We start from the raw sequence: 26,263 nt of genomic DNA, 5'->3' as shown, positions 1-26,263 counted from the left end.
CGACAATGAATCGCAGGTTGCCGGCCCGCCTCAGACCGGTTGCGTACGCATTTCGAGCCACGCCTTCGCATCGCCGGAAACATGCGGCGACACGCGCGTGCGCACCGTCTCGTGATACGCGTTGAGCCACGCGCGCTCGTCGTCACGCAGCAGCGCGAGATCGACACAGCGTGTGTCGATCGGACAGAGGGTCAGCGTCTCGAACTTCAGGAAATCGCCGAACTCGGTCTGTTCAGCCGGGCGGTTCAGCACGAGGTTCTCGATCCGGATCCCCCACTTGCCCGGCCGGTAGATGCCCGGCTCGATCGACGTGATCATCCCTGCTTCCATTGCCGTCCACGCTTCGGCCGGCGCGTAGTGCGAAATCACCTGCGGACCTTCGTGCACATTCAGGAAGTAGCCGACGCCGTGACCCGTTCCGTGGCCGTAGTCCGCACCTGCCTCCCAGATCGGCGCGCGCGCAATCGAATCGAGCATCGGCGAACGGATGCCGCGCGGGAACTGCGCGCGCGACAGCGCCATCGTGCCCTTGAGCACCGTGGTGAAATCCCGACGGTGTTCGGCCGTGATCGAGCCGATCGGCACCACGCGCGTGATGTCCGTCGTGCCGCTCAGGTACTGGCCGCCCGAATCGATCAGCAACAACCCGTTGCCCTCGATCGTCGCGTGCGACGCTTCGGTCGCGCGGTAATGCGGCATCGCGCCGTTCGCGTTGAAGCCCGCAATGGTGCCGAAGCTAAGCGTGACAAACCCCGGCCGACGCGCACGCGCAGCCGTCAGGCGTTCGTCGATGGTCAGCTCGGTGATCGTTTCGCGACCCAGCGCACCTTCGAACCACGCAAAGAATTCGGCAAGCGCCGCGCCGTCCTGCTCCATCGTCGCGCGGACGTGTTCGGCCTCGGCCTCGGTCTTGCGCGATTTGAGGAACGTCGACGGGTTCACGGCCTCGACGATCTTCACCTGCGGCGGCACCGCTTTCAACAGGCCGAAGGTGATGCGGCGCGGATCGATCAGCAGCGTGGCGCCTGCCGGCAGGGCGGCGAGCGCGTCGGCGGCCCTGGCGTACGGCTCGACGCGGATACCGTCGCTCGCCAGCGAGTCGGCGAGCGCCTGCGGCACCTTGCCGTCAGCGACGAACAGGGACGCACGATCGAGCCCGATCAGCGCGTGCGCAACGAATACCGGGTTGTAGCTGACATCGGCGCCACGCAGATTCAGAAGCCACGCGAGATCGTCGAGCGTCGAGATGAAATGCCACTGCGCGCCCTTTTCCTGCATCGAACGACGGATCTGGTCGAGCTTGTCGGCGCGCGTGACACTCGCGTGCGGAGCCGCGTGTTCGTACACCGCTTCGGCCGGCAACGAAGGCCGCTGTGGCCAGATCGCGTCCAGCAGATCGACATCGGTGCGTAGCATGATGTCGCGCGCTGTTAGCGCTTCGGTCAGCGTGCGCGCAGCAGCGACGCCGAGCACAGCGCCGTCGACGCCCACCGTCGAGCCGCTCTCGACGTTCTGAGCCAGCCAGTCGACATGAGGCGTGCTTTGCTGGCCGGCCATCATCTTCATCAGTTGCACGCCGGTGCCGGCGAGTTGCGCTTCAGCCTGGACCCAGTAGCGGCTGTCGACCCACAGGCCGGCGAAGCTATCCGTCACGACCAGCGTGCCAACCGAGCCGGTGAAGCCCGACAGCCATTGCCGCCCCTGCCAGCGCCCGGGCAGATATTCGGAGAGGTGCGGATCGGCGGACGGCACCAGGTACGCAGCGAGACCTTCGCGCGCCATCGCACCGCGCAGCAACGCGATGCGTTCAGGAATGGAGGAAATTTCGGGGAGTCGGGCGTTCATTGTTCACCTGCAGGTTCATCGACGGGATAACAGGCCAACCGTCACGGCGACGGCGATCAGCGCAAAAGTGGTACAGGCCAGCCACTCGAGGGTATCACCATCATGGAAGACACCGGTCACGTTACCGGCCATCAGCGCAAAAGCCGAGCCGGTCACGCCGGCGATGAGCGCGGCCCACACGCGTACGCGACTGCCGCGCCGCAGCGGATGCAACCACCAGCCCACGAAGCCGACCACCGCGCCGAGGATCACGATTCCCACCCAGCCCATCAGCGACGCACCTCGTGCGCTTTCAGACTGATCCTATAGGTTCGGGTCGTTTCCAGAGCTAGCATTTTTGTCTCATTAACCAACAGGTCAGCACGGCGCTTTCCGCGTAGCGGTTGAGTTTAGGGGCCGGGATAACGTAAGGCAAGCCGCAGCACGGCACGTGCTGTCAGCCCATCCCGCCTGCCACGCTGAAAGCGCACCATGCGAATTGCCCTCATCGAGCCGGACCGGCGTCATGCCGAAATGGTTGTCCGCCTGCTGTTTGCGGGCGGTCACGCGTGCCAGCATTTCATCTCCGGGAAATCGTTCCTCGCCCACGCCGTCGGCGAAACCTTCGACCTTCTCCTGACCGACATCCGGCCCGGCGATCTCGCCGCCGAAGACGTCATTCCGCTCGCCCGCCAGATCCTGCCCGGTTTGCCCGTGATCGTCCTGATGACGGTGCCACGCGAAAGCGAGATCGTCGCAAGCCTGCGCGCCGGCGCCGACGATTGCCTGTCCAAACCCGTACGCGGTCCGGAAATGCTGGCCCGCGTCGATGCGTTGTTGCGGCGCGCCGGCGTCCTCCGCCCGTCCAACCGGCCGCGCAACGTGTTCGGTGACTATGCGTTCGATACGTCGGGCGGTGTCGTCGCGTTCCGCGGGGAGCGAGTCGAACTGACACCGAAGGAATTCCTGTTTGCGCTTCTGCTGTTCACCAACCTGTCGCGTCCAGTCTCGCGCGCGCAGATCCGCGAAAACGTCTGGACGCACAGCCGCGACGTTAAATCGCGCACGCTGGATACACACGCGTGTCGCCTACGCGCGAAACTCCAGCTACGCCCGGAGAACGGCTATTCGCTGACGCCACTGTACGGTTACGGATACCAGCTCGACCGGGTCGGAGCAGCGCACGCCGACCCGCAACCTGGCAGCGTCAATGAAAGAATCACGGAAACGCTATAATATTGGGCTAAATCATAGAGCCCCACGATTGCGTCCCTAATGTTGCGCCTCCTATGCAGCTTTTAACGATCGGAATCAATCACCACACCGCGCCCGTCGCTTTGCGCGAACGCGTGGCGTTTCCGCTCGAACAGATCAAACCTGCACTGGCGACCTTCAAGGAACTCTGGCTGGGGCCAGCAGCCCGCACAGCGCCGGAAGCGGCGATTCTGTCCACCTGCAACCGCACCGAACTCTACTGCGCCACCGACGACCAGGCCGCCCGCGACGCGGCGATCCACTGGCTGTCCCGCTACCACCACCTGGCCATCGACGAACTCGCGCCGCACGTCTACGCGTTGCCGCAGTCGGAAGCGGTGCGCCACGCGTTTCGCGTCGCGTCTGGGCTGGATTCGATGGTGCTTGGTGAAACCCAGATCGTCGGCCAGATGAAAGATGCCGTCCGCACGGCGTCCGAAGCCGGCGCGGTGGGCACGTATCTGAACCAGTTGTTCCAGCGCACCTTCGCGGTCGCGAAAGAAGTGCGCAGCACGACGGAAATCGGGGCGCAATCGGTATCGATGGCGGCCGCGGCCGTGCGGCTCGCGCAGCGCATCTTCGACAAGGTGTCCAACCAGCGCGTGCTGTTCATCGGTGCGGGCGAGATGATCGAGTTGTGCGCGACGCACTTCGCTGCCCAGCAGCCGCGCGAACTGGTGGTTGCAAATCGCACTGCCGAGCGTGGCGCGCGGCTCGCGGAGCGTTTCAACGGGCGCGCGATTCCTTTGTCCGAACTGCCTGCGCGGATGCACGAATTCGACATCATCGTGTCGTGCACTGCCTCGACGCTGCCGATCATCGGTCTGGGCGCCGTCGAGCGCGCCGTGAAGGCGCGGCGTCACCGGCCGATCTTCATGGTCGATCTGGCCGTGCCGCGCGACATCGAACCCGAAGTCGGCCAGCTCGAAGACGTGTTTCTGTACACTGTCGACGACCTCGGCGCGATTGTCCGCGAAGGCAACGCGTCTCGTCAGGCTGCGGTCGCGCAGGCCGAAGCGATCATCGAAACGCGCGTGCAGAATTTCATGCAGTGGCTCGATGCGCGGAGCATCGTGCCGGTCATCCGCCACATGCACACGCAGGCTGATGCACTTCGCCGCGCCGAAGTCGAACGTGCGCAGAAAATGCTCGCGCGCGGCGAAGATCCGGCAGCGGTGCTCGAAGCGCTGTCGCAGTCGCTCACCAACAAGCTGATCCACGGCCCGACGCACGCGCTCAACCGCGCCAGCACGGAGAACCGTGACAAGCTCATCGAACTGATGAGCGGTTTCTACCGGCACTCCGGCTCGTCCGACCCGTCCAACCGTTAGCGACGCTGCTGCCGCCAGCTGACGGGGCCACCCGTCGCGTTCCGACCCGGGCTTTCGGCCCGCTTCCTCGATACCCGCCGTCCTTTCCGGAGCCCGCTCCGATCCGTCCGATGAAAACGAGCATGCAAAGCAAGCTCGACCAGCTCACAACCCGGCTGGCCGAACTGAACGATCTGTTGAGCCGCGAGGACATCACCTCGAATCTCGACCAATACCGCAAGCTCACCCGCGAGCATGCGGAACTGGGCCCTGTTGTCGAGCAATACGGACTGTGGCGCCAGGCGCTCAATGATGAAGCCACCGCGCAGGAACTGCTGTCGGACGCGTCGATGCGCGATTTCGCCGAGGAAGAAATCCGCGCGGCACGTGAACAGAAGGCGAAGCTCGAAAGCGAATTGCAGACGATGCTGCTGCCGAAAGATCCGAACGATTCGCGCAATATCTTCCTGGAAATTCGCGCGGGCACGGGCGGCGACGAGTCCGCTCTGTTCGCTGGCGACCTGCTGCGGATGTACCTGCGCTACGCGGAACGAAACCGCTGGCAGGTCGAGATGATGTCGGCGAGCGAATCGGATCTGGGCGGCTATAAGGAAGTGATCGCGCGGATCGCCGGCGACGCCGCGTATTCGAAGCTGAAGTTCGAGTCCGGCGGCCATCGTGTGCAGCGCGTACCCGCTACCGAAACGCAGGGCCGCATTCACACGTCGGCGTGCACGGTCGCGGTGATGCCGGAAGCGGACGAAATCGGCGAAGTCGAGATCAATCCCGCCGATCTGCGCATCGATACGTTCCGTGCGTCGGGCGCCGGCGGCCAGCACATCAACAAGACAGACTCGGCGGTGCGCGTGACGCACCTTCCGACTGGCATTGTCGTCGAATGTCAGGACGACCGGTCGCAGCACAAGAACAAGGATCGCGCGCTAAAGGTGCTCGCCGCGCGCATCAAGGACAAACAGTCCCACGAGCAGCAGGCGAAGGAAGCCGCGACGCGCAAGAGCCTGATCGGCTCGGGCGACCGGTCGGAACGGATCCGCACGTACAACTTCCCGCAGGGACGTCTCACCGATCACCGGATCAACCTGACGCTGTATCGGCTCGAAGCGATCATGGATGGCGACCTCGACGAACTGATCGCCGCGCTTGTGAGCGAGCATCAGGCGGAGCTGCTGGCGTCGCTCGGTGACGCGGAATAACGCGCTGCCGCCATGGAAAATGTCGCTACGCTGTTGCGCGCCTCACCGCTGCCAGCGCTCGAAGCGCGAATTCTGCTCGCCCACATGCTCGGCTGGCGGCGCACGGAGTTGATCACGCGTAGCGATGAGCCGCTCGATGCGGCGCTGGTGGCTCGCTATCGGGAGCTGGAGGCGCGCCGTGTTGCGGGCGAGCCGGTTGCACAACTGGTTGGCGTGCGGGAGTTTTTCGGACTCGATTTCGAAGTCACGCCGCATGTGCTGATTCCGCGTCCGGATACCGAACTGCTGGTCGAGACGGCGCTGGATGCGCTGGACGGCCTGAGGCGGCCGTGCGTGCTCGATCTCGGCACCGGAACCGGTGCTATTGCCATTGCGATTGCCGATGCGCGACCTGACGCGCAGGTGTGGGCCGTGGACTGTTCGCCGGAAGCGCTGAAGGTAGCCACCCGCAACGCGATGCGCCTGCTCGATCCGGCGCGCCCTGGCGGGCTGTTGCATCTGGCGCAGGGCGACTGGTACGCGGCGCTCGCCGACGGCACGCTGCGCTTTCACACCATCGTGAGCAACCCGCCGTACATTGCGAGCGGCGATCCGCACCTGTCCGAAGGCGATCTGCGCTACGAGCCCCGCGGCGCGCTCACCGACGAAGCCGACGGCCTTTCCGCGATCCGCGCCATCATCTCAGGTGCCCCGGCGTGGCTTGCGCCAGGCGGGGCGCTGTGGATCGAGCATGGATACGATCAGGCCGGGGCGGTTCGCGCGCTACTCGACGCTGAAGGTTTGGCCGAGGTCCAGTCCCTACGCGATCTGGCGGACATCGAACGTATCAGCGGGGGCGTGCTGCCCGGCTGAAGTAGGGCTGGGCCCGCGGCACGCCGGCAGCTCAACCCCGGCGCGGCCCTCAGCCTGTGCAAACGAAATCCGCTATCATTTGAACCTATCCCGCAATCATTCCGGAACCGCAAGGTCAGTCATGGATACGCAACAACGCATCAAGCAAATCGTCGACGAAAACACCGTCGTACTCTTCATGAAGGGCAACGCACAGTTTCCGATGTGTGGCTTTTCGGGCCGCGCCGTCCAGATCCTGAAGGCATGCGGCGTCGACGAATTCAAGACCGTCAACGTCCTCGACGACGAAGGCGTGCGCCAGGGCATCAAGGAATACTCCAACTGGCCGACCATTCCGCAGCTTTACGTGAAGGGCGAGTTCATCGGGGGCTCGGACATCATGATGGAGATGTACCAGTCCGGCGAACTGCAGCAGCTGTTTGCCGCTGCGTAATTCCGCCCACGCGGCGCACGCCATGGAAACCCGGGCTGCGCCGCCGCGCCGGCTGATCATTGCCATCACCGGCGCGACGGGTGCCGTCTATGGCATCCGGCTGCTCGAAACGCTGAAGAAGCTTGGCGGCGTCGAGAGCCATCTGCTGATCTCCAGCGCCGGCTGGCTCAACATCCAGCACGAACTCCAATTGACCAAAGACGACGTGCATCCGCTTGCGGATGTCGTTCATTCTGTGCGCGACATCGGCGCAAGCATCGCGTCAGGCTCATTCGCAACCGACGGCATGATCGTCGCCCCCTGCTCGATGAAGACGCTCGCCAGCGTGGCGCATGGCCTCTCCGACAACCTGATCAGCCGTGCCGCTGACGTCACCCTCAAGGAACGTCGCCGGCTCGTGCTGATGGTGCGCGAGACGCCCTTGAACCTCGCGCATCTGCGCAATATGACGGCGGTCACGGAAATGGGCGGGGTGATCTTTCCTCCGCTCCCGGCGTTCTACAACCGGCCGGCGTCAATCGATGAGATGGTCGATCACACCGTGGCGCATGCGCTGGACCTGTTCGGGCTCGGCCCGGCGCTCGCGCCCGCGTGGCCAGGATTGCACGCCCCAGAGGAATAAAGGCACTCGCCATCGACACGCATTAACAACATCGGCGACACAATCAAATGTCTTTTTAGCCGTTTATTAATCGACGGTGCGGGCCTATATTCAATGCAACCGAAAACTTCCCGGTCGCAGCCGATGCGGCCTTGATGCAATGACCCACTTGCCTACCCTTTTCCTGTCGCACGGCGCGCCGACGCTGCCTATCGACCCATCGCTGCCGTCCAAGGAATTCGCCACGCTGTCGGCGCAATTGCCGCGCCCGAAGGCGATCCTGATGCTGTCGGCGCACTGGGGCACGGCGCAGCCGGTTGTCAGCACGTCGAGCGCGCCCGAGACCATTCACGATTTCTACGGTTTCCCGCGCCAGTTGTACGAAATCCAGTATCCCGCGCCTGGCGCACCGGACGTCGCGCAGCGCGCGGCCGAACTGCTCGGCCAACACGGCATTCCAACGGCGACGCAGCCGCACGGGCTCGATCATGGCGCATGGGTGCCAATGCTGCTGATGTTTCCGGAAGCGGACGTGCCCGTTGCCCAGTTGTCGATCCAGCCGCGCATGGATGCTGCGTATCACTTCAGAATCGGCCGCGCGCTGCAGGCACTGAAGGACGAAGGCGTAATGGTGATCGGCTCAGGCCAGATCACACACAATCTTCGCGCCGCCGATTTTTCGGCCCGTCCCGAGGACGCCGATCCTCGTGTGGAGGAGTTCACCGACTGGTTCGAAGCCCGCCTCGCCGCGCGAGACGTCGACGCGTTGCTCGACTATCGTGCACAGGCGCCGCACGCCGTGCTGATGCACCCGACCGACGAGCATCTGCTGCCCGTTTTCTCGGCCCTCGGTGCCGCCGACGACGACTACACCTTGTCGATCCAGTCGCTCGGCACCTATCAGCGTTCGTTGGCGATGACGAACTATGTGTTCGGCACCGCAGCCTGAGTCGAACTGGATGGATTGAGCGTCCGCGCTCCCCGCTGGGCACAAAGAAAAAGCCCGCCTGATTGTTCAGGCGGGCTTTTTCGTTTCGATTCAGCCAGCTCGGAAACAAACCACGACGCAGAAATTATGCGCCGATGCTTTCGAGAACGTCGTCGTGCGACTCGCACTCTTCAAGATACTCAGTGCGATAACCCGTACGCACGCCCCAGAAATAGAAGACCAGCGAGAAAACGATGACGACCAGCATGTCCCAGCCGTAGGGCAGCACGCCCCAGCCGCCAAACTCCTTGCTGCCGGTCAGCGACAGCACCGCCATCACCGGCAGATAGGCCACCAGCCACCAGGCGGCCTTCAGGTCGCGGCCCCAGCCACCGAAACCCGACTTCGCCTGGAAGTAGAAGTACACCGGCAGCGCGACGACCATCAGCAGGATGATTTCACCCGTCAGCGGCCACTTTGCCCAGTACAGGATCAGCGACGCGCAAACGAACGCGAACGGCGCGATCACTGACATGCCACGGATATGCAACGGCCGATGGAGGTCAGTTGCCGCGCGGCGCAGCGCCATCAGGCTGATCGGGCCCGTCAGATACGAGATCACGGTAGCCACCGAAATCACCGCTGCCAGCGAACTCCAGCCTCGGAAGAAGAACAGGAAGATGAACGACACCAGCAGGTTGAACCACATCGCCTGGCGCGGCACGCCGTACAGCGGGTGCACGTTGCCGAACATCTTCGGCATCGTGTTGTTGCGCTCCATCGCGTAGATCATGCGGGTGGTCGTCGCCATATAGGTCGTGCCGGTGCCACTCGGGCTGACGAACGCGTCGATGTACAGCAGAATCGCGAGCCAGTTCAGGTTTAGCGCAATCGCCAGTTCCGCAAACGGCGACGCGAAGTTGAAGTGGCTCCAGCCCTTCATCACATCGCCCGGGCTCACCGCGCCGATATAGGCGATCTGCAGCAGCACATAGATCACGAGCGCGATCAGGATCGAGCCGATCACTGCGAACGGCACGCTCTTCGAAGGATTGCGCGCCTCGCCTGCAAGGTTGATCGGGCTCTGGAAACCGTTGAACGCGAACACGATGCCGCTTGTCGCAACGGCCGTCAGCACCGCCGACCAGCCATACGGCGCGAAATTGCTCGCCTCGCCGAAGTTTTCCTTGTGAAAGCCGGTCAGCATGAGGCCGAGGATCGTCGCGCCCGGAATCAGGAACTTGAATACGGTGATCGCCGAATTGGCTCGCGCGAACAGTTTCACGCCCCAGTAGTTCAGCAGGAAGTACACGACGACCAGCGCCGCCGACAGCAATAAACCCGGCGTGGTCAGCGAACCATTGACGAACAGCGCATGCGTCCAGTCATAGGGCCAGGTGCTCATGTACTGGATCGATGCTTCCGCTTCGATCGGAATCACCGACACGATGGCGATCCAGTTTGCCCAGGCACTGATAAATCCGACCAGCGCGCCATGCGAGTAGCGCGCGTAGCGCACCATCCCGCCCGATTCCGGAAACATCGCGCCCAGTTCGGCGTAGGTCAGCGCGATCGCGAGAATCACGACGGCGCCGATCACCCATGCACAGATTGCTGCCGGCCCTGCAATTTTTGCCGCCTTCCACGCACCGAACAGCCAGCCCGAGCCGATGATCGAACCCAGCCCGGTCAGCATCAGCGCGAACGGCCCGATGTTTCGTTGAATAGAACTTTTCACGTCTTCTCCTGTATCAAAAGCATGTCGACTCCGCCCCCCTGCTCGTGACACTCGAAGACGGTCTCCTTCCATGCATGCGCAACGCCAACCAGCTGATGCAGGTGCAACCGCCACGCGGCGCGTAGTTTACCGGTTGCACCCACCGCGTGCAGCCGAATGCGCTATGGCCCTACAAAAAATTTGCTCGAATAGCAAGCTTTGTAAGCGAGAACCACTCTTGTCTCAAAATCTTGCGCATATTGGGGCAGTGGGTGTTGACCTTCATCCGAAATCGCCGTATAACGTTCGGGCAGGATTTCAAGCGGCGAGTGAAGGTCTTTCGTAGTTCGCCCATCAACGGTACTCCGGTTGGTCCCATTGCCCCTTCCTTGATTTTCATGCACCCATTGGGCTTCGGCCTTATTCACCATCTTTAGGAACAAGTAATATGGAAACCGGTACCGTCAAGTGGTTCAATGACGCAAAGGGCTTTGGCTTCATCACGCCGGACGGCGGCGGCGAAGATCTGTTCGCGCATTTCTCGGAAATCCGCACGGAAGGCTTCAAGACGCTGCAAGAAAACCAAAAGGTTACGTTTGAAGTGAAGACGGGCCCGAAGGGCAAGCAAGCTGCTAACATCAAGCCGGTGTAAGCACACGCTTCCTTCTGGACGCAAAAAAACCCCGCCTCGGCGGGGTTTTTTCATTTCTGGCGCCGCAATCCGGCGGCAGCCAAGGTATCAACGCCGCAGCGCCGTTCAGGCGATCAGCGGAAGATGCGCCGGGCGTGAATCCCGAGACCGGTCGCCACGCTCGCGAGGCGGTCGCCGAACACCGGCTTCGCAGCCGGAAATGCCGCCGCCAGCGCGTTCGAGAGGAACGCGAGGCCCGTCGAGCCGCCCGTGAAGTAGACGGCGCTGACGTCGCGTGTAGCGACGCCTGCGGCCTGCACGGTGTCGCGGGCGGCCTGCACGATGCGCTGCATGTCGTCGTGACCGGCCTGCACGAGTTGCGCCTCGTCGAATGCGAGGCGCAGATCGTCTTCAACCTGCTCCAGATCGATCATCGTTTCGCCCCCAGCGGAAACGCCGATCTTCGCCTCTTCCGCGAACGCTGCCAGTGCGTGCCCCAGCCGCCGCTCGACGACGCGCATCAGCCGGTCGTGCTGGCGCATGTCGACGTACAGATGCCGCATCAGGCCAAGTTCGCTGGCCCGCTTCGGTGAGTAGACCGTGTTGATCAGGTGCCAGGTCGCGAGATCGAAATACACGCGGCTCGGCAGTTCGCGACCTTCCGGATCCAGCGACTGGTAGCCGAGTTCACGCAGGATCGTCGCGAGCTCCACGCGGCGGTCGAAATCCGTCCCGGCGACGTGCACGCCGTGATGTGCCAGCACATCGTCCTTGCGCTCGATGCGCTTCATCCGCTCGGGCCCAACCCGCACCAGCGAAAAGTCCGATGTCCCGCCGCCGATGTCGGCCACCAGCACCAGTCCTTCTTCGGTCAGATGCGATTCGTAGTCGAACGCGGCCGCGATCGGCTCATACTGGAAGTGGATCTCGCGCAACCCGACGGAGCGCGCCGCCGCTTCCAGCTGTTGCTGGGCGAGCAGGTCGGCACGCGGGTCGTCGTCGACGAAAAACACCGGGCGGCCCAGCACCGCGCGCTCGATCGAAGCGCCCGCCGCCTTTTCAGCCTTGCGTTTGAGGTGGTCGACGAAGAGGCCGATCACATCCGTGTAGCGGATCGCTGAGCCGTCGCCGAGGTCCGTCGTGCTGTCGGCAAGCGCTGAACCGAGAATGCTCTTCATCGAGCGCATCAGCCGGCCGTCGAAGCCGTCTATGTAAGCCTCAAGCGCGGCGCGTCCGTATTCGCGGGTGTTTTCGTCGGTGTTGAAGAAGACGGCGGTCGGCAGCGTCGTGTAGTCGCCCTCAACTGGCGCAAGCCGCAGCGAGGCGCCTTCGGGCAAGGCGACAGCCGAATTCGAGGTGCCGAAGTCAATCGCGCAGTAGGTCATGGCAGGAATCGCTCACGGTTGGCGCGGACGGAAAGGGGACGGGCTTTGTATCATGAAAGCGCGACCGGCATCAACCGGCCAGGCGCAGGGTGCCACGGAACAAAAATTGCTCGATTGCACAGGATATGTCGTCAATTTTCAGGAGACCTTTAGCGATGACCGAGCCGTCCGCCGCTTCGACGCAGGAACATCGTTCCACACCAGTGGGGCCGCCGGAAAATCCAGGTAGCGGTCATGCCCGGCCGGCGATCATTAAAACCGATCTGCCGTCGCGGCTCGACCGGCTTCCGTGGGGTCGCTTCCACACGTTGATCGTCGTTGCGCTGGGCGTGACCTGGCTGCTCGACGGGCTCGAGGTCACGCTGGCGGGCGCCGTGGCGAGCGCGCTGAAATCGAGCCCGACATTGCGCTTTTCGAACGCCGAGGTCGGCCTGACCGGCAGTGCGTACATTGCGGGCGCGGTCCTTGGCGCGCTTGGCTTTGGCTGGCTCACCGACCGGCTCGGCCGCCGCAAACTGTTCTTCATCACCCTCGCGCTCTACCTGGCCGCAACCGTGGCGACGTCGTTCTCCTGGAGTCTGGCGAGCTTCATTGTGTTCCGTTTTCTGACCGGTGCGGGAATCGGAGGCGAATACACCGCCATCAACTCGACGATCCAGGAGTTCACCCCCGCGCGCGTTCGCGGCTGGACCGATCTTGGCATCAACGGCACGTTCTGGATTGGCGCGGCGCTCGGCGCGGCCGGCTCGCTGGTGCTGCTCGACAACAGCCTTCTCCCTGGCGACTGGGGCTGGCGCGCATGTTTCCTCATCGGCGCGGCGCTCGCGCTCGTGATCCTGCCAATGCGCGCCTGGATCCCGGAGAGTCCGCGCTGGCTGCTCACGCATGGCGAGCATCATGAAGCGACGACGATCGTCGAACGCATCGAAGCGCGCTTTCGCGACGATGGCCATACGCTCGCGCAGGACGGCCTCCATCAGCTAAGACTGCGCGCACGCGACCATACTCCCCTGCGGGAAGTGTTCCACACGCTTTTCACGCTGCACCGGCGCAGGGCGCTGGTCGGCCTTTCGCTGATGACCGCCCAGGCGTTCTGCTACAACGCGATCTTCTTCACCTACGCGCTCGTACTGACCGATTTCTACGGCGTACCTGGCGACCACGTCGGCTGGTACCTGCTGCCGTTCGCGCTCGGCAATTTCCTCGGACCGCTGCTGCTTGGACGGTTGTTCGACGTAGTCGGCCGCCGCAAGATGATCGCGGCGACGTACGCGATCTCGGGCGTGTTGCTGGCGGTCAGCGGTTACCTCTTCGAACAGCACCTGCTGGACGTGACGGCGCAGACAATCGCGTGGATGGTGATTTTCTTCTTCGCGTCGGCTGCGGCAAGCTCGGCATATCTGACGGTCAGCGAGTCGTTTCCGCTCGAAATCCGCGCGCTTGCGATTGCGGTGTTTTATGCGTTTGGGACGGCGCTCGGCGGGATCGCCGGTCCGGTGTTCTTCGGGCGGCTGATCGACACCCATCAGCGCAGTGCAGTGTTCACCGGCTATCTGGTCGGTGCGGCATTGATGGTGGCCGCTGCGCTGATCGCGGCGATCTGGGGCGTCGATGCGGAAAGGAAACCGCTGGAAAGCGTCGCATCCCCCCTTTCCGCAGTCGCAGACGGTGAATGAATGCGGCAACGGAACAATAAAAAACGCGCGGACAATGCCGCGCGTTTTCAGCAGGACAGGTCCAGCGGATGAACCGTCAGAAAGCCTTTTTCCATGCACCGCTGAACGCGATCTCGCCGAGCGGCAGACGCGTGCGCACCGACTTCTCGCGCTCGCGCAGCACCGGATCGAGCTTCTCGACCTCGCCATAGTGGCCAATCGAAATCATCGCGATGACGTCGACATCGTCAGGGATCTTGAACGCGTCACGGAATGCCTTGACGTCGAAGCCACTCATCTGGTGCGCGGCGAGACCCAGCGCATGCGCCTGCAGAACCAGCGCCATGGCTGCCGCGCCCGCATCATACGAGGCACAACGGTTCACTTCGCCCTTGCTCGTCAGCTTCTGCGTAGTGACTGCGATCAGGACGGGTGCCGGCGCATTCCAGCCCTGGTTGAACGGTACGAGCGTTGCAAAGGCGCGCTTGTACGCGACCTCGTCGGCGCTGCGATCGAAGACGACGAAGCGCCACGGCTGGGCGTTGTACGACGATGGCGCCCAGCGCGCCGCCTCGAGCACCGCATGCAGGTCGTTGCGGCTCACCGGTTCGCTCGAATACGCGCGCGCACTCCAGCGGCCAGCAATCAGTTCGTGGATGGGAACGGTGGTTGGAGCGGGTTTTGTGGTCATGCGCTTCTCTCGGTCGAAATCCATGTCAGCGGGCAAATGCCCGGGAGCCACATAGCATAACCGGCCTTCGCGCTCAGCGCCGTTCGTCCGCCCAGATAGTGGTGCGGACAGCGACATACCAGACGCAAACGGGGCGGCCTCCATGCCGCCCCGTCGCCCTCATCCCCTTCCGGGAAACGTGTCAGACAGGTTGCGCCGCCACCGAACGCTCGCCGCGGTTGATCTGCAGCACGATCACGGCCGCCACCAGACACAGGCCGCCGGAGATCATCGACGCCACCGTGTAAGTCCCAAGGCTCGCCCGCAGCATCCCTGCGCCAAGCGCCGCAAACGCCGCGCCGAGCTGATGGCCTGCCACGACCCAGCCGAACACGACCGGCGCGGCTTCCTTGCCGTAGACATCGGTCGCAAGGCGCACGGTCGGCGGCACGGTGGCGATCCAGTCGAGCCCGTAGAACAACGCAAACAGTGGCAACCCAAAGAAGTCGATACCAAACGCGTGCGGCAGATACATCAGCGACAGCCCGCGCAGCCCGTAGTAGAAGAACAGCAACACGCGGCTGTTGAAGCGATCCGACAGCCAGCCGGACAGCGTGGTCCCGAACAGGTCGAAGATGCCCATCGCTGCGAGCAGCGAAGCGCCCTGCACTTCGGTCATCCCGTAGTCGCCGCACATTGCGATCAGATGCGTGCCGACGTAACCGTTGGTGCTCGCGCCGCAGATGAAGAAGCTGAAAAACAGCAGCCAGAAATCACGCGTCCTGCTCGCCATCGCCAGGGTGCCGAATGCAATCGCCAGCGGATTCTGCTTCGTGACGCTGGCCGCGACCGGCGCATCGGCCGACTCGCCATATGGGCGCAGCGCCATATCCGACGGACGTTCGGGCAACAGGAACGCGACCAGCGGCAGCACGATGCCCGCAGCCGCCGCGACCACCAGCACCACCGGACGCCAGCCGTGATGCTGAGCGATCGCCGCGAGCAAGGGCAGAAACACCAGCTGACCCGTCGCCGAGCTAGCAGTGAGAATGCCCATCACGAGACCGCGATGGGTCGTGAACCAGCGGTTCACGACCGTCGCCGACAGTGAGAGCGCCGCAACGCCCGTCGAGCCGCCGACCATCACGCCCCAGATCAGGATCATCTGCCACGGATGCGTCATCAGCGACGACAGCGCCACACCGGCCGCCATCGTGCCAAGCGCGGCGAGCACCGTAGGACGCACGCCGAAACGCTGCATCGCCGCCGCCGCGAACGGGCCCATCAGGCCGTATAACGCGATGTTGACGGAGATCGCGAGCGAAATCGTCGCCCGGCTCCAGCCGAATTGATGCTCGAGCGGCACCATCATCACGCTCGGCGTCGCGCGTGTGCCCGCCGCCGCCAGCAGCACCAGAAACACCACCGCAACCGTGAGCCAGCCGTAGTGGAAACGACCGCCAACCAATCTCGCTGCCCAGTTCATCGGTTCTCCATGCTGCCACCGCCATAAGGCGGGGCCGCTTTTCATTGTTACGACTTTTGCAAGAGACTTGTGACCGATCTGTCACAATCGTGTTGCGATACTAGTTACTGGGCGGTAACATGTCAAGGGGACGTCAACTGAAGGTGGCATGGCCATGGCACAGAGCGAAACCTCAAAACCCGGCGCGACGCGCAGCACCCGCACGCAGACGGCCGGCCCGCAGGCGCAGCAGCATCTGCTGCGCGCGGCGGACGAGCTGTTCTATCGCGAGGGTGTGCGGGCGGTTGGCGTCGATGCTGTCGTAGAACGGGCTGGCGTCAACAAGATGAGCCTGTACCGGCAGTTTTCGTCGAAGGACGATCTGGTGATCGCGTATCTGGAGCGCCAGGACCAGCGGTTCTTCAACTACGTCGAGCAGAGCTTCGCAAAACATCCGGGAGAACCGGCGAAGCAGCTGATCCAGTATTTCGACGATCTGGTTGTGCGCGCGTCGGCGGACGATTACCGCGGGTGCCCATTCGTGAACGTGGCGGTGGAGTTCCCCGACGTCGCACATCCGGCACGCCAGTTCGTCATCGACAACAAGGCGCGCCTGATGGCACGGATCACCGCACTGGCGGCCGAAGCGGGGGCCGACGATCCCGTCGCGCTGGCGAACGCGCTGGGTCTGTTGATCGAAGGCGTGTATGCGGCAAGCCAGACTTATGGGCCAGGTTGCGGGCCGATTCTCGCTGCGCCGCGCGTCGCGGCGCAGTTGATAGCGGCGGCTTGTCCGCATGCGCCAAAGCCGGGCTGAGGTCGCAAAAATTCGCCCGCGGCGTGATGAGCCTGGCGAAGCCGACGGCCGCGTGCTTCATCGTTACGATCTGGCAAGCCTCTTGCGGCCATCATCCCCGCTAAAATACCGCCTTCAGTGCATTCCTCCGCCTCGCTATGCCGCTGTCCGCCGAATCCCGCGAAACGATCCTCTCCGCGACCCGTCACTGGCTGACGCGCGCGGTCATCGGGCTCAACCTCTGTCCGTTTGCGAAAAGCGTGCATGTGAAGAACCAGATCCGCTACACGATCAGCGAAGCCACCGATATGGAAGGCGTTCTGATGGATCTCGAAACGGAATTGCAGACGCTCATCGATGCCGACTCCGCCTCGATCGATACGACGCTACTCGTGATTCCGCATGCGCTGGCGGACTTTCTGGACTACAACGACTGCCTGTTTTTCGCCAACCGGATGCTGAAGCAGATGGGTCTCGAAGGCGAATTGCAGATTGCGAGCTTCCATCCGCAGTATCAGTTCGAAGGCAGCGAGCCGGACGACATCGAGAACTACACGAATCGCGCGCCCTATCCGATCCTGCATCTCCTGCGCGAGGCAAGCATCGAGCGCGCCGTGGATGCATTCCCCGATGCCGCCGACATCTATGCGCGCAATCAGGAAACGATGCAGCGGCTCGGCCTTGAAGGCTGGCGGAAGTGGATGACCGAGCCGTCTGAAGACTGATGCGGCAACGCATCGGTTGAAGTTTGAACCACGATCTGAATTACGCCGGCTCAGTCACAAAGAACCGTTCGCGCAGCTCGGTGAGCCCGAGCGTTTCCATCACTTCATTGAGCCGCGCCGCCGGGCGGGCACGTGGCAGATCCTTGTACTGGGCGATGATGAGTTCGTTCTTCATCGAGTGCTCCCAGCCGACCAGTTCCGTCACGCTGACCTGATAGCCGTGCGCCTCGAGTTGCAGGCAGCGCAGCACGTTCGTGATCTGGCTGCCGAACTCTCGCGTGTGCAGCGGATGGCGCCAGATCTCCGTCAGCGCCTGCCCCAGCGACCTGCTCTTGTTGCTGCGCAGCACACCCGCCACCTCAGCCTGACAGCACGGCACCACGACGATGTACTTCGCCTTTTTCTGCAAGGCAAAGCGGATGGCGTCGTCGGTCGCGGTGTTGCAGGCGTGCAGCGCGGTGACGATATCGATGGTCGGCGGCAGATGCTCCGACGTGATCGACTCGGCCACTGACAGGTTCACGAACGACATCCCCTTGAATCCCAGACGCGCCGCCAGTTCTTCCGACTTCGTCACGAGGTCTTCGCGCGTCTCGATGCCGTAGATGTGCGAACCGTCGTTCTGCTCCTTGAAGAACAGGTCGTACAGGATGAAGCCGAGATATGACTTCCCCGCGCCGTGATCGACGAGCGTCAGCTCACCCTTCGTTTCCTTCAAATCTTTCAACAGCGGCTCGATGAACTGGAACAGGTGATAGACCTGCTTCAGCTTGCGGCGGCTGTCCTGATTCATCTGGCCGTCGCGCGTCAGGATGTGAAGCTCCTTCAGCAGTTCGAGCGACTGATTCGGACGGATTTCGTGGGTTTTAGCCGGTTTCGGGGATTTAGCGGTTTTGGTCGACATCGAATTTGTGCAGCGCCAACTGCACCGCGAACGTGCGACAGATGACGGAAGGATTCAAAAGTTGCTGCCAGTTTACCCAAAAGCGCGAACAGGAGCCGGGTGTGTACGCGCCGGTCAGTCAGAAAACGGCAAGAGACAGGCATTTCACCCGGATTCACCTGAGACATTTTGTGTGCAAGGACATACGTCGCAGGACACTGCGCCGCCTGTCATCGGGGTGGTACATCGCTGCAGCCTGACGGCTCACAGCAGAAACAATAAAGACAGGCTGCCGGTCTGACAGGAACGGCAAGCGTGTGGGAGGTCGGCCACCGGAACATCGGGCCGAACGTCACCTAACCTGCAGCGCGCCGCGACACCGATGAGAAGCGTGCTCAGACGAAATTGAGGCTGCAATGGACGCGATACCGAACGGAAACGCGGAGCAGAAGTTTCAGGAACTGCTCACGAAGCTGCTGGCCACGCCGGCGTGGACGGAGAAGCAGCAGCTCGAACTGGAAATGGCGCGCGACATCTCGGTGGAGATGCTGCGACTGGCCGAAGTGATGCGCGATGGCCAGGTTGACATGGAAACGTCTCTCACGCTGCTCAAGTATGCAAAGGTACTCGACTTCGTGATGACGACGCTTGCGTCGCGGCGGGACATCAAGCCGCAAACGCTGCGCGTGATCTTCAAGCTAGCCGGGCTGAAGGTCGACGAAGCCTATCCAGGCTAGCTAGCGTCGCGGGGCGCGACTGCCCTGCGGCTCGCCGGCCGGCAAGCGGGTGACACAGTCACCTGGTTGCTGCGCGGCAATCATCGAAACCCGTACGTGTTCGTCCGTGCGGGTTCTTTAGCGTTTGAGACGCGTCATCAGCCGCGCATATGACGCTTTCAGATGACGCTGCATCATCGCATGCGCCTGCACGGGATCGCGGGCTTCGAGCGCTTCCAGAATCTCGCGATGCTCTTCGAGTGCTGCGGCCCACGTGTCATCGCCTTCGAAATGCACTCTCAGCTTGGATGACAGCGGGCTATGCCGCTCGTCGAACAGCTCGGCGACAGTCTTCACCAGTACTTCGTTATCCGACATCTGCGCGATGCACAGATGAAACTGGCGGTCGGCGGCAAGTGGCACCTGGCCAGCCGCAACTTCAGCCGCCATCCGCTCGTAGAGCGCACGGAGCGCCTTGAGCGCCTTCGGCTTCGCGAACGGTGCGACGCTTGCCGCGATCGCCCCTTCGATCAGCGAACGCGCGTCCATGATCTCCCGGGGACTTTCACCGAGTGCTTCCGGATCCGGCGTCGCCGTGGTGGCGGCGCGCGCGGTGACGTACACGCCCGATCCCATGCGGATTTCCACCCGCCCTTCCAGTTCCAGCGCCACCAGCGCCTCGCGAACCGACGGGCGCGACACGCCGAGCGTTTGCGCCAGCTCACGCTCGGAAGGCAGCCGCCCGTTCGGCGCGAAGCCTTGCTGCCCGATGAGCTCGCGTAGCTTGTCGGCGATCTGCAGGTATAGACGGCGCGTTTCGGCGGGTTTGACTGGCACAGTGGCTCCGGAAGACTAAACGGCAAAACCCGGCGACGCACGCCTGGCCGACCGGCCGACCGTGCTGCACCTGCTCGGGAAAAACGTGAATTGTAATCAGCCGCACCGTCCTCCGGCCTGCCATGCACCGGAAAGATCGATGCACGCGACGCAAACTGGCTTGACCAGATCAACTACTCGCTTCTATTATCGCCAACTGGTCAGGCCGAAGCGGTGTAAGTGCATAAAACGCATCGGCCGCACGCGCCCCGTCTTTCCGCTCTCCCGGGTCTTTCGATGATCGTCACGAACGTTACCTCGCGTGAGCCGTCCGGCACGCCCAGCATCGCAATGTCCACGGCGTCTCGCCGCTATCGCGCTGACGCGGTTGCGCCAACGGGGGGCTGAGCATGCCGAATCCCATTCTGCAATTTGGCACCAGCCGCTTTCTGCAGGCCCACGTGGACTTCTTTGTATCGGCGGCGCTAAAGAAAGGCCGCGCGGCTGGCAAGGTGACCGTCGTGCAAACGACGTCGAATCCCGAAAGCCGCGCCCGTATCGACGCGCTGCGCGCGACCTCCCGCTATCCGGTGCGAATCCGCGGCATGCGCCGTGACGAGATAATCGATACGGTCGTCGAATGTGACGCGATCGGCGAAGCGCTCGACGCGAACACCGATTGGCCGCTTGTGCTGCAACGCTTTGCGCACGATGCACGCGTCGTGATTTCGAATACGAGCGACAGCGGCTACGCCTGTTTCCCCGAAGACACAGGCGCCCTCTTGCGCAGCAATGCGCCGATGCCCAAAGGCTTCGCCGCCAGGCTCGTCGTGCTGCTGCACGCGCGCTTTCACGCTGGCGCGGCGCCTCTGACCCTGTATCCCTGCGAACTGGTATCCAACAACGGCGACACCTTGCGTGCGCTTGTCACCGGCATCGCTCGCGAATGGAACGCTGACGCGGCGCTGGTCGACTACATCGAACACACCTGCATCTGGGTGAACTCGCTCGTTGACCGGATCGTATCGGAACCGATCAGGCCCGTCGGCGCGATTGCCGAGCCCTATGCACTGTGGGCGATCGAGCGCCGAGACGGCATGGTGCTACCGTGCGAACACGAAGCGATCGTCGTCACCGACGATCTGGCACATTACGAGCGCCTCAAGTTGCTCCTCTTGAACCTCGGCCACACCTACCTTGCCGGGCGCTGGCAGGCCGACCGCCGCCCCGCCGACGAAAACACGCTGCACGCGATGCGCGATCCCGCACTGCGCGCCGACCTCGAAGCCGTCTGGTGCGACGAAGTGCTGCCTGTATTCGACGCACTCGGCGAGGCTGAAACCGCGCGCGCCTATCTCGTCGACGTGCGCGAACGTTTCGAGAATCCATTCCTCGATCACCGGCTGGCGGACATCGCGCGCAATCACGCGCGGAAGAAGGAACGCCGCTTGCGGCCAGTGATCCAGATAGCGCGTGAACTGGGGCTCAAGCTCGATCAGCCCCGGCTGCGCGCAGCACTCGGCGATCCGTGCACGAGTGCCTGGTAAAGCATCCGCAGCAGTGCAGTGCCGCCGTCAGAGCGGGACGCACAGAACAAACGGGCCGCATGACCGGCATCGCAGCGGACCGCAGAATCCACACTACAGATGCCGCCCCAAACGGAGGAGACGAAGTCATGAGGAAAATGCGCTGGGTGGTGATCTTTCTATGCTTCCTCGCAATTGCAGTGAACTACATCGATCGCGCGAATCTCGCTGTTGCCGCTCCTGAAATCGAAAAGGCGCTGGGTATTGGCCCGGCACAGATGGGGCTCGTGCTGAGCGGCTTTTTCTGGACCTACGCACTGATGCAGATGCCGTTCGGCTGGTTCATCGATCGCATCGGCGCACGGATCGCGTTGCCGCTGGCCGTCGCATGGTGGTCATTTTTCACCGCGGCAACGGCGGGCGCAACGAGCGTCGCGGCGATGTTCGGTTGCCGGCTGATGCTTGGCGTCGGCGAAGCAGGGGCTTATCCGTCGTGTGCGAAACTCGTCAGCCAGTGGTTCAAGCCGGCGCAACGCGCGCTGGCGACCAGCATCTTCGATAGCGGCTCGCGCGTCGGCTCTGCGCTGTCGATTCCCGTCGTCGCGCTGATCATCGCCACGATGGGCTGGAAGGCCTCGTTCATCATCACCGGCCTGCTGGGCGCTGTGTGGGTGGCCGGCTGGTTCATCATCTATCGCAGCCCCGCGCACGGCGACATGACGGGCGAATACGACATTGCACCCACCCCCGCCGCGCGCAGCGGCGCCCCGGAAGTGACGTGGGCGTCGCTGTTCCGCCATCGCACGTTGTGGGGCATGATGCTCGGCTTCTTTTGCCTGAACTTCGTGATCTATTTCTTCATCACGTGGTTTCCCAGCTACCTCGTGCAGACGCGCGGCTTCTCGCTGAAATCGCTCGGCACGCTCGGCATGATTCCCGCTCTGATGTCGATTCCGGGTGGCTGGATCGGCGGCATTGTCTCTGACGCGCTGTTCCGCCGCGGCTGGAGTCTGACTGCCGCGCGCAAGACCTGCATGGTCGGCGGGATGCTGCTGTCGTCGGTGATCACGCTGTCCGCATTCACGTCGGATGTTTATCTGATGCTCGCGTTCTTCGGCATCTCATACGGCAGTCTCGCATTCGCCGCCGCCAGCATCTGGTCGCTGCCCGCCGACGTCGCCCCTACGCCCAATCACGTCGCCTCGATCAGCGGCATCCAGAACTTCGCGTCGAATCTCGCGGGCATCGTAATCACGACCTTCACCGGTGTGATGGTCGCGTTGACGAAAGGCTCATTCACCGTACCGCTGGTCGTGGCCGGCGGATTCTGCTTTCTTGGCGCGTTCAGCTATCTTGTGATTGTGGGACGGATCGAACCGTTGCCCGCCACGCAGGGCGACCGTCGCGCGCCGGAGGGCGCGGAACCGACGGTTTGAGTTCGTGTCCAGGTTCGTCCACTGCCCATGTTCGAGGTCCACTCAATGTCGACTGCCACCCTCAGCGCTCACGCCGTGATCCGGCTGCATCCCAACGACGATGTCGTCATCGCGACCCGTCAGCTCGTGTCCGGCACCCGGATCGAGGCGGAAGATCTGGTTGTCTCCGGGCTGATTCCGCCGGGGCACAAGATCGCGACGCGCGCCATCGCCAAAGGCGAACCGGTGCGGCGCTATAACCAGATCATCGGAGTCGCGCGCGAGAACATCGCACGGGGGCAGCACGTGCATGTGCAGAACCTCGGCATGGCGGAGTTCTCGCGCGAGCATGAATTCGGCGTGGATCTCCATCCCACCGCTTATGTCAGCGAGCCTGCGCACTTCATGGGCATTCGTCGTGACGACGGACGAGTGGCGACGCGCAATTACATCGGCGTGTTGACCAGCGTGAACTGCTCGGCGACGGTCGCGCGAGCCATCGCCGACCACTTCCGGCGCGACGTGCATCCGGAGGCGCTGGCGGATTATCCGAACGTCGATGGCGTGATCGCACTCACGCACGGGCTTGGCTGCGGCATCGACATGCAGGGCGAAGGCATCAGGATCCTGCGCCGGACGCTGGCGGGTTACGCGATGCATCCGAACTTCGCGTCGGTGCTGTTCGTCGGATTGGGTTGCGAGACGAACCAGATCGACGGAGTGCTCGAAGCGGGCGGCCTGGCAAATGACCGGCCGCGGCTGCGCAGCTTCACGATTCAGGATAGCGGCGGCACGCGCAAAACGATCGAGCACGGCATCGCGATGGTGCGCGAGATGCTGGTCGACGTCAATCGCGCACAGCGCGAGCCCATGCCGGCATCGCATATCGTCGTCGGCCTGCAATGCGGCGGCTCGGACGGCTATTCGGGCATTTCGGCGAATCCGGCACTCGGCGCGGCCGTCGACCGCCTGGTGCGTCACGGCGGCACCGCGATCCTGTCCGAGACGCCGGAAGTGTATGGCGCGGAACATCTGCTGACGCGGCGCGCGGTCAGTCGCGAAGTCGGTGAGAAGCTGCTCGCGCGCATTGCCTGGTGGCAGGACTACTGCGATCGCAACGGCGCGGCGCTCGACAACAATCCTTCGGCCGGCAACAAGGTCGGCGGCCTGACGACGATTCTGGAGAAGTCGCTTGGCGCGGTCGCAAAAGGCGGCACGACGAATCTCGTCGAAGTCTACGAATACGCGCAGCCGGTGACCGCAAAGGGCTTCGTCTTCATGGATTCGCCGGGCTACGACCCGATGTCCGCGACCGGCCAGGTCGCCTCGGGCGCGAACCTGATCTGCTTCACGACAGGGCGTGGCTCGGCCTATGGCTGCGCGCCGTCGCCATCGCTGAAACTCGCCACCAACACCGCACTGTGGGAGCGTCAGGAAGACGACATGGATATCAACTGCGGCGGCGTAATCGACGGCACGGCGAGCATCGACGAACTCGGCGAAGCGGTGTTCCGGATGATGCTCGATTGCGCGTCGGGCACCCCGTCAAAAAGCGAACTGCATGGCTACGGGCAGAACGAGTTCGTGCCGTGGCAGGTGGGTGTCGTCACGTAGAGCGACGCTGACCGGCGGCACGCACTCGTAGTGTAGGTCTGCGATTACGCCTGTTGCGGCGTGTCGACGGGCGGCGTGCCGTCGTGAAAGAGCGTTTTCAGTTGCGAGCGCAGTTCGGGTGAATCGGCGTGCTTGTGAACCTGGACCGCGTGCTGCACGGCGGCTTCGAGCAGTTCGCCTTCTGAATCGGCAGATAGCGCCACCGTGCAACCCGTTTCACTCGGGAACTCGCGGCAGTCGATGTACTTGCGGGTCATGATCGTCTCCTCGGTCAAACAACAGCGGATGGGGCATGGGGATAACACCGGGCGAGAAGCCTGGCGGGGTCGGGAAGAAGCGGACGGACGTGGCGCGCAATGGCCTTCGTCGAGCGGGAAAGGATGTTGAAAGTATAGGTTTCGCCTGTTGCGAATTCAAAGCGGAGGGCCGTGTGCGTTGCCCCACCGGCCCGCGGGTGTGAAAATAGCGGACCTTGCGTCGCTGCCCGCCGGTTGTGCGCTCGCGCGGCCCAGCGACGCCGCATTTCCGCCGCCCTCACCTGAACCCGCCGCATGCCTGCTTCCTACGATTCCCCTTCTGTCGCCGTGATCGGCGGCGGCCCCGCCGGACTGATGGCCGCCGAAGTGCTGGCGCAACAGGGGTTGCGCGTCGATGTGTACGACACGATGCCTTCCGTCGGACGCAAGTTCCTGATGGCCGGCAAAGGCGGCATGAACATTACGCACTCGGAGCCATTGGCGCCGTTTCTGGGACGCTATGGCGCCCGCCGCGAGCACATCGCGCCGCTGCTCGACGCGTTGGGTCCCGATGCATTGCGTGGCTGGTTGTCGGGCCTGGGTGTCGAGACGTTCGTCGGCAGCTCGGGACGCGTTTTTCCGAGCGATATGAAAGCCGCACCGATGCTGCGCGCCTGGCTGCACCGGCTCAAGGAATCCGGGGTGCGATTCCACATGCGCCATCAATGGATCGGCTGGGCTTCCGTCGACGAGCAGCGTGATTCGAAGCAGCACGCGCTCCGTTTCGCGACACCCGATGGCGAGCTTCACGTCTTGGCAGATGCCGTCGTTTTCGCGCTGGGAGGCGCGAGCTGGCCGCGCCTGGGCTCAGACGCAACATGGGTGCCGATGCTGGAGGCGCGCGGGGTTTCGATTACGCCGCTGCTGCCTTCGAACTGTGGCTTCGACGCAGACTGGAGCGAACATTTCCGTGAGCGCTTCGCCGGACAGCCAGTGAAGCCCGTCGCCATCACCGTGACCGACGTAGACGGAAAAGTCCAGAATCGAAAAGGTGAGTTCATTTCGACGGAAACGGGCATCGAGGGAAGTCTCGTGTACGCGCTGTCGGCGGCAATTCGTGACCGGTTGCTGGCTGATGGCGAAGCCGTCATCCATCTCGACCTCGCGCCTGCGCATACGGTTGAGCACGTTGTCGAAGAAGTCACGCGGCCGCGCGGCTCACGTTCGATGTCGAGTCATCTGCACAGCAGGCTTGGCATCACGGGCGTGAAAGCAGGATTGCTGCGCGAATGTCTTTCGAAGGACGATTTCGCCGACACCACCCGTCTCGCCCACTCGATCAAGGCGCTGCCGTTGCGCCTCACTCGCATGCGACCGATCGAAGAAGCCATCAGTACAGCCGGCGGCGTCACGTTCGAGGCGCTCGACGCGCATTTGATGCTCAGGCAGATTCCGGGCGCGTTCTGCGCGGGAGAAATGCTCGACTGGGAAGCGCCGACCGGCGGCTATCTGCTGACAGCGTGTTTTGCGAGCGGGCTGGTGGCAGGACGCGGAGCCGCGGCGTACCTCGCCGCCGAACGCTAAACGCGAGCGGAAT

25 protein-coding genes are annotated in these 26,263 nt (G+C 63.3%); 16 read left to right on the top strand and 9 right to left on the bottom strand.

Features of this window, described 5'->3' with window-relative positions:
- Positions 1 to 30: 30 nt before the first annotated feature.
- Positions 31 to 1,845, bottom strand: a complete 1,815-nt coding sequence (locus P3T23_RS32835) for an aminopeptidase P family protein (RefSeq protein ID WP_429320234.1) — start codon at positions 1,843 to 1,845, stop codon at positions 31 to 33.
- 15 nt (positions 1,846 to 1,860) lie between these two features.
- Positions 1,861 to 2,115, bottom strand: a complete 255-nt coding sequence (locus tag P3T23_RS32830; RefSeq protein WP_429320233.1) for a hypothetical protein — start codon at positions 2,113 to 2,115, stop codon at positions 1,861 to 1,863.
- 201 nt (positions 2,116 to 2,316) lie between these two features.
- Here P3T23_RS32830 and P3T23_RS32825 point away from each other — a divergent pair, with 201 nt between their 5' ends.
- The 7 genes from P3T23_RS32825 (at position 2,317) to P3T23_RS32795 (ending at position 8,437) form a co-directional block, all read left to right on the top strand.
- Positions 2,317 to 3,060: a response regulator transcription factor gene (locus P3T23_RS32825; RefSeq protein WP_429320232.1), complete on the top strand. Its 744-nt coding sequence runs from the start codon at positions 2,317 to 2,319 to the stop codon at positions 3,058 to 3,060.
- A 53-nt stretch (positions 3,061 to 3,113) separates the two neighbouring features.
- A complete protein-coding gene (hemA, locus tag P3T23_RS32820; protein ID WP_429320231.1) occupies positions 3,114 to 4,409 on the top strand; it encodes a glutamyl-tRNA reductase in 1,296 nt (431 codons plus the stop codon).
- A 110-nt stretch (positions 4,410 to 4,519) separates the two neighbouring features.
- Positions 4,520 to 5,602: a peptide chain release factor 1 gene (prfA, locus tag P3T23_RS32815; protein ID WP_429320230.1), complete on the top strand. Its 1,083-nt coding sequence runs from the start codon at positions 4,520 to 4,522 to the stop codon at positions 5,600 to 5,602.
- Positions 5,603 to 5,614: 12 nt separating this feature from the next.
- Positions 5,615 to 6,454 (top strand): peptide chain release factor N(5)-glutamine methyltransferase, encoded by an 840-nt coding sequence (prmC, locus tag P3T23_RS32810; protein ID WP_429320229.1) that lies wholly within the window; start codon positions 5,615 to 5,617, stop codon positions 6,452 to 6,454.
- A gap of 121 nt (positions 6,455 to 6,575) precedes the next feature.
- Positions 6,576 to 6,887 (top strand): Grx4 family monothiol glutaredoxin, encoded by a 312-nt coding sequence (grxD, locus tag P3T23_RS32805; protein WP_429320228.1) that lies wholly within the window; start codon positions 6,576 to 6,578, stop codon positions 6,885 to 6,887.
- A gap of 22 nt (positions 6,888 to 6,909) precedes the next feature.
- Complete coding sequence (locus tag P3T23_RS32800) at positions 6,910 to 7,509, top strand: UbiX family flavin prenyltransferase (RefSeq protein WP_429320227.1); 600 nt, start codon at positions 6,910 to 6,912, stop codon at positions 7,507 to 7,509.
- 139 nt (positions 7,510 to 7,648) lie between these two features.
- Complete coding sequence (locus P3T23_RS32795; RefSeq protein WP_429320226.1) at positions 7,649 to 8,437, top strand: DODA-type extradiol aromatic ring-opening family dioxygenase; 789 nt, start codon at positions 7,649 to 7,651, stop codon at positions 8,435 to 8,437.
- 124 nt (positions 8,438 to 8,561) lie between these two features.
- Here the strand turns inward: P3T23_RS32795 and P3T23_RS32790 are convergent, their stop codons facing one another.
- A complete protein-coding gene (locus P3T23_RS32790; protein WP_429320225.1) occupies positions 8,562 to 10,154 on the bottom strand; it encodes an APC family permease in 1,593 nt (530 codons plus the stop codon).
- A 427-nt stretch (positions 10,155 to 10,581) separates the two neighbouring features.
- Here P3T23_RS32790 and P3T23_RS32785 point away from each other — a divergent pair, with 427 nt between their 5' ends.
- Positions 10,582 to 10,785 (top strand): cold-shock protein, encoded by a 204-nt coding sequence (locus tag P3T23_RS32785; protein WP_007180251.1) that lies wholly within the window; start codon positions 10,582 to 10,584, stop codon positions 10,783 to 10,785.
- Positions 10,786 to 10,898: 113 nt separating this feature from the next.
- Here P3T23_RS32785 and P3T23_RS32780 read toward each other — a convergent pair whose 3' ends face one another.
- Positions 10,899 to 12,149 carry an Hsp70 family protein gene (locus P3T23_RS32780; protein WP_429320224.1) on the bottom strand — a complete coding sequence of 417 codons (1,251 nt, stop codon included), beginning with the start codon at positions 12,147 to 12,149 and terminating at the stop codon, positions 10,899 to 10,901.
- A gap of 155 nt (positions 12,150 to 12,304) precedes the next feature.
- Here P3T23_RS32780 and P3T23_RS32775 point away from each other — a divergent pair, with 155 nt between their 5' ends.
- Complete coding sequence (locus P3T23_RS32775) at positions 12,305 to 13,825, top strand: MFS transporter (RefSeq protein ID WP_429320223.1); 1,521 nt, start codon at positions 12,305 to 12,307, stop codon at positions 13,823 to 13,825.
- A 76-nt stretch (positions 13,826 to 13,901) separates the two neighbouring features.
- Here P3T23_RS32775 and P3T23_RS32770 read toward each other — a convergent pair whose 3' ends face one another.
- Both P3T23_RS32770 and P3T23_RS32765 read right to left on the bottom strand, forming a co-directional pair.
- Positions 13,902 to 14,495, bottom strand: coding sequence for a nitroreductase family protein (locus tag P3T23_RS32770; protein ID WP_429320222.1), 594 nt, complete (start codon positions 14,493 to 14,495; stop codon positions 13,902 to 13,904).
- Positions 14,496 to 14,676: 181 nt separating this feature from the next.
- Entirely contained in the window at positions 14,677 to 15,960 is a 1,284-nt protein-coding gene (locus P3T23_RS32765; RefSeq protein WP_429320221.1) for an MFS transporter, read from the bottom strand.
- 154 nt (positions 15,961 to 16,114) lie between these two features.
- Here P3T23_RS32765 and P3T23_RS32760 point away from each other — a divergent pair, with 154 nt between their 5' ends.
- Together P3T23_RS32760 and P3T23_RS32755 are read left to right on the top strand one after the other, a co-directional pair.
- On the top strand, positions 16,115 to 16,756 hold the full coding sequence (locus P3T23_RS32760; protein WP_429320220.1) for a TetR/AcrR family transcriptional regulator: 642 nt from the start codon (positions 16,115 to 16,117) through the stop codon (positions 16,754 to 16,756).
- Positions 16,757 to 16,893: 137 nt separating this feature from the next.
- Positions 16,894 to 17,460, top strand: a complete 567-nt coding sequence (locus P3T23_RS32755) for a DUF1415 domain-containing protein (protein ID WP_429320219.1) — start codon at positions 16,894 to 16,896, stop codon at positions 17,458 to 17,460.
- Positions 17,461 to 17,500: 40 nt separating this feature from the next.
- On the opposite strand, the gene P3T23_RS32750 is transcribed toward P3T23_RS32755, so the two are convergent.
- Complete coding sequence (locus tag P3T23_RS32750) at positions 17,501 to 18,364, bottom strand: class I SAM-dependent methyltransferase (protein ID WP_429320218.1); 864 nt, start codon at positions 18,362 to 18,364, stop codon at positions 17,501 to 17,503.
- Between the two features lie 395 nt (positions 18,365 to 18,759).
- On the opposite strand from P3T23_RS32750, the gene P3T23_RS32745 reads away from it, so the two are divergent.
- Positions 18,760 to 19,080, top strand: a complete 321-nt coding sequence (locus tag P3T23_RS32745; protein WP_429320217.1) for a DNA-binding protein — start codon at positions 18,760 to 18,762, stop codon at positions 19,078 to 19,080.
- 117 nt (positions 19,081 to 19,197) lie between these two features.
- Here the strand turns inward: P3T23_RS32745 and P3T23_RS32740 are convergent, their stop codons facing one another.
- Entirely contained in the window at positions 19,198 to 19,896 is a 699-nt protein-coding gene (locus P3T23_RS32740) for a FadR/GntR family transcriptional regulator (RefSeq protein WP_429320216.1), read from the bottom strand.
- A gap of 389 nt (positions 19,897 to 20,285) precedes the next feature.
- Here P3T23_RS32740 and P3T23_RS32735 point away from each other — a divergent pair, with 389 nt between their 5' ends.
- The 3 genes from P3T23_RS32735 to P3T23_RS32725 all read left to right on the top strand — a co-directional run bounded on the left by P3T23_RS32735 (position 20,286) and on the right by P3T23_RS32725 (position 24,430).
- Positions 20,286 to 21,422 carry a mannitol dehydrogenase family protein gene (locus P3T23_RS32735; protein ID WP_429320215.1) on the top strand — a complete coding sequence of 379 codons (1,137 nt, stop codon included), beginning with the start codon at positions 20,286 to 20,288 and terminating at the stop codon, positions 21,420 to 21,422.
- A gap of 128 nt (positions 21,423 to 21,550) precedes the next feature.
- A complete protein-coding gene (locus tag P3T23_RS32730; protein WP_429320214.1) occupies positions 21,551 to 22,837 on the top strand; it encodes an MFS transporter in 1,287 nt (428 codons plus the stop codon).
- 45 nt (positions 22,838 to 22,882) lie between these two features.
- A complete protein-coding gene (locus P3T23_RS32725; protein WP_429320213.1) occupies positions 22,883 to 24,430 on the top strand; it encodes a UxaA family hydrolase in 1,548 nt (515 codons plus the stop codon).
- A 44-nt stretch (positions 24,431 to 24,474) separates the two neighbouring features.
- Here P3T23_RS32725 and P3T23_RS32720 read toward each other — a convergent pair whose 3' ends face one another.
- Positions 24,475 to 24,687 carry a DUF1059 domain-containing protein gene (locus P3T23_RS32720; RefSeq protein ID WP_429320212.1) on the bottom strand — a complete coding sequence of 71 codons (213 nt, stop codon included), beginning with the start codon at positions 24,685 to 24,687 and terminating at the stop codon, positions 24,475 to 24,477.
- Between the two features lie 294 nt (positions 24,688 to 24,981).
- Between P3T23_RS32720 and P3T23_RS32715 the strand changes: the two genes are divergently transcribed.
- Positions 24,982 to 26,250, top strand: a complete 1,269-nt coding sequence (locus P3T23_RS32715; RefSeq protein ID WP_429320211.1) for a TIGR03862 family flavoprotein — start codon at positions 24,982 to 24,984, stop codon at positions 26,248 to 26,250.
- The last annotated feature ends 13 nt before the right edge of the window (positions 26,251 to 26,263 follow it).

The sequence above is a fragment of the Paraburkholderia sp. GAS448 genome, from assembly GCF_050435685.1.
Taxonomy (GTDB): Bacteria; Pseudomonadota; Gammaproteobacteria; order Burkholderiales; family Burkholderiaceae; genus Paraburkholderia.
Note: the sequence above shows the minus strand (reverse complement) of the source record. Positions and strands in the feature narration are given on the sequence as shown.

What these genes read in the sequence shown, in the direction of transcription:
- P3T23_RS32835 (WP_429320234.1), bottom strand. Translation starts at nt 1,845, where the DNA reads ATGAACGCCCGACTCCCCGAAATTTCCTCCATTCCTGAACGCATCGCG.
- P3T23_RS32830 (WP_429320233.1), bottom strand. Translation starts at nt 2,115, where the DNA reads ATGGGCTGGGTGGGAATCGTGATCCTCGGCGCGGTGGTCGGCTTCGTG.
- P3T23_RS32825 (WP_429320232.1), top strand. Translation starts at nt 2,317, where the DNA reads ATGCGAATTGCCCTCATCGAGCCGGACCGGCGTCATGCCGAAATGGTT.
- hemA (WP_429320231.1), top strand. Translation starts at nt 3,114, where the DNA reads ATGCAGCTTTTAACGATCGGAATCAATCACCACACCGCGCCCGTCGCT.
- prfA (WP_429320230.1), top strand. Translation starts at nt 4,520, where the DNA reads ATGAAAACGAGCATGCAAAGCAAGCTCGACCAGCTCACAACCCGGCTG.
- prmC (WP_429320229.1), top strand. Translation starts at nt 5,615, where the DNA reads ATGGAAAATGTCGCTACGCTGTTGCGCGCCTCACCGCTGCCAGCGCTC.
- grxD (WP_429320228.1), top strand. Translation starts at nt 6,576, where the DNA reads ATGGATACGCAACAACGCATCAAGCAAATCGTCGACGAAAACACCGTC.
- P3T23_RS32800 (WP_429320227.1), top strand. Translation starts at nt 6,910, where the DNA reads ATGGAAACCCGGGCTGCGCCGCCGCGCCGGCTGATCATTGCCATCACC.
- P3T23_RS32795 (WP_429320226.1), top strand. Translation starts at nt 7,649, where the DNA reads ATGACCCACTTGCCTACCCTTTTCCTGTCGCACGGCGCGCCGACGCTG.
- P3T23_RS32785 (WP_007180251.1), top strand. Translation starts at nt 10,582, where the DNA reads ATGGAAACCGGTACCGTCAAGTGGTTCAATGACGCAAAGGGCTTTGGC.
- P3T23_RS32780 (WP_429320224.1), bottom strand. Translation starts at nt 12,149, where the DNA reads ATGACCTACTGCGCGATTGACTTCGGCACCTCGAATTCGGCTGTCGCC.
- P3T23_RS32775 (WP_429320223.1), top strand. Translation starts at nt 12,305, where the DNA reads ATGACCGAGCCGTCCGCCGCTTCGACGCAGGAACATCGTTCCACACCA.
- P3T23_RS32770 (WP_429320222.1), bottom strand. Translation starts at nt 14,495, where the DNA reads ATGACCACAAAACCCGCTCCAACCACCGTTCCCATCCACGAACTGATT.
- P3T23_RS32765 (WP_429320221.1), bottom strand. Translation starts at nt 15,960, where the DNA reads ATGAACTGGGCAGCGAGATTGGTTGGCGGTCGTTTCCACTACGGCTGG.
- P3T23_RS32760 (WP_429320220.1), top strand. Translation starts at nt 16,115, where the DNA reads ATGGCACAGAGCGAAACCTCAAAACCCGGCGCGACGCGCAGCACCCGC.
- P3T23_RS32755 (WP_429320219.1), top strand. Translation starts at nt 16,894, where the DNA reads ATGCCGCTGTCCGCCGAATCCCGCGAAACGATCCTCTCCGCGACCCGT.
- P3T23_RS32750 (WP_429320218.1), bottom strand. Translation starts at nt 18,364, where the DNA reads ATGTCGACCAAAACCGCTAAATCCCCGAAACCGGCTAAAACCCACGAA.
- P3T23_RS32745 (WP_429320217.1), top strand. Translation starts at nt 18,760, where the DNA reads ATGGACGCGATACCGAACGGAAACGCGGAGCAGAAGTTTCAGGAACTG.
- P3T23_RS32735 (WP_429320215.1), top strand. Translation starts at nt 20,286, where the DNA reads ATGCCGAATCCCATTCTGCAATTTGGCACCAGCCGCTTTCTGCAGGCC.
- P3T23_RS32730 (WP_429320214.1), top strand. Translation starts at nt 21,551, where the DNA reads ATGAGGAAAATGCGCTGGGTGGTGATCTTTCTATGCTTCCTCGCAATT.
- P3T23_RS32725 (WP_429320213.1), top strand. Translation starts at nt 22,883, where the DNA reads ATGTCGACTGCCACCCTCAGCGCTCACGCCGTGATCCGGCTGCATCCC.
- P3T23_RS32720 (WP_429320212.1), bottom strand. Translation starts at nt 24,687, where the DNA reads ATGACCCGCAAGTACATCGACTGCCGCGAGTTCCCGAGTGAAACGGGT.
- P3T23_RS32715 (WP_429320211.1), top strand. Translation starts at nt 24,982, where the DNA reads ATGCCTGCTTCCTACGATTCCCCTTCTGTCGCCGTGATCGGCGGCGGC.